At 69.6% G+C, this 1558-nt stretch carries 2 protein-coding genes; both read left to right on the top strand.

Features of this window, described 5'->3' with window-relative positions:
• The coding region (locus tag ACIQM0_RS39310) for an electron transfer flavoprotein subunit beta/FixA family protein (protein ID WP_401296057.1) at positions 1-552 on the top strand (552 nt) is incomplete at its 5' end.
• A 58-nt stretch (positions 553-610) separates the two neighbouring features.
• The coding region (locus tag ACIQM0_RS39305; protein WP_401296054.1) for an electron transfer flavoprotein subunit alpha/FixB family protein at positions 611-1558 on the top strand (948 nt) is incomplete at its 3' end.

The raw sequence follows: 1558 nt of genomic DNA, 5'->3' as shown, positions 1-1558 counted from the left end.
ATGGGTGCGGACAAGGCTGTTCACGTCGAGGACGACGATCTGCACGGCACGGATGCGATCGGTACGTCGTTGGTGCTGGCGAAGGCGGTCGAGAAGACGGGGTTCGACCTGGTGATCTCGGGGATGGCGTCGACGGACGGCACGATGGGTGTGGTTCCGGCGCTGCTCGCGGAGCGGCTGGGGGTGCCGCAGGTGACGCTGCTGTCCGAGGTTTCGGTGGAGGGCGGGGTTGTGCGGGGCCGTCGGGACGGTGACACGGCCTCTGAGCGGTTGGAGGCGTCGTTGCCGGCGGTGGTGTCGGTGACCGACCAGTCGGGCGAGGCGCGGTATCCGTCGTTCAAGGGGATCATGGCGGCGAAGAAGAAGCCGGTCGAGTCGCTGGATCTGGATGATCTGGGGATCGGGGCGGACGAGGTGGGTCTGGGCGGTTCCTGGACCGCGGTCGACTCCGCGGCTGCGCGTCCGGCCCGGACCGCGGGCACGATCGTCAAGGACGAGGGCGAGGGCGGCAAGGCGCTGGCGGAGTTCCTGGCCGGCCAGAAGTTCATCTGAGCCGCTGCTGTCCCCTCACTTCCCCCGCTACCTCGCACACGCAGGAGATTGAAGACCCATGACTGAAGTTCTCGTCTATGTCGATCACGTGGACGGTGCCGTCCGCAAGCCCACGCTGGAGCTGCTGACGCTCGCCCGCCGCATCGGTGAGCCCGTCGCCGTCGCTCTGGGCAACGGTGCCGCGGACACTGCCGCCACGCTCGCCGAGCACGGCGCGGTCAAGGTGCTGACCGCGGATGCCTCCGAGTTCGCCGACTACCTCGTCGTGCCGAAGGTCGACGCGCTCCAGGCCGCCTTCGACGCGGTGTCGCCGGCCGCTGTGCTGCTGCCGTCCTCCGCGGAGGCCAAGGAGATCGCGGCCCGCCTCGCGGTCCGTATCGGCTCGGGCATCATCACCGACGCCGTCGACCTGGAGGCCGGTGACCGGGGCCCGGTTGCCACGCAGTCCGCGTTCGCCGCCTCGTACACCACCAAGTCCCGTGTCTCCAAGGGTGTCCCGGTCGTCACGGTCAAGCCGAACTCGGCCCCGGTCGAGCCGGCTCCGGCGGCCGGCGTCGTAGAGGCCCTCGCGGTCTCCTTCTCGGAGCAGGCCACGGGGACGAAGGTCGTCTCCCGGACCCCGCGTGAGTCGACGGGGCGTCCGGAGCTGACCGAGGCCGCGATCGTGGTCTCGGGTGGCCGGGGTGTCAATGGTGCGGAGAACTTCGCGGTCATCGAGGCGCTCGCGGACTCGCTGGGTGCGGCGGTCGGTGCCTCGCGTGCGGCGGTCGACGCGGGCTGGTACCCGCACACCAACCAGGTCGGGCAGACGGGTAAGTCGGTCTCGCCGCAGCTGTACATCGCGTCGGGTATCTCGGGTGCGATCCAGCACCGGGCGGGCATGCAGACGTCGAAGACGATCGTCGCGATCAACAAGGACGCGGAGGCCCCGATCTTCGACCTCGTCGACTACGGCGTCGTGGGTGACCTCTTCAACGTCGTGCCCCAGCTGACCGACGAGGTCACC

The sequence above is a fragment of the Streptomyces sp. NPDC091387 genome, assembly GCF_044756945.1.
Taxonomy (GTDB): Bacteria; Actinomycetota; Actinomycetes; order Streptomycetales; family Streptomycetaceae; genus Streptomyces.
This window is presented reverse-complemented; position numbering and strand designations above follow the sequence as displayed.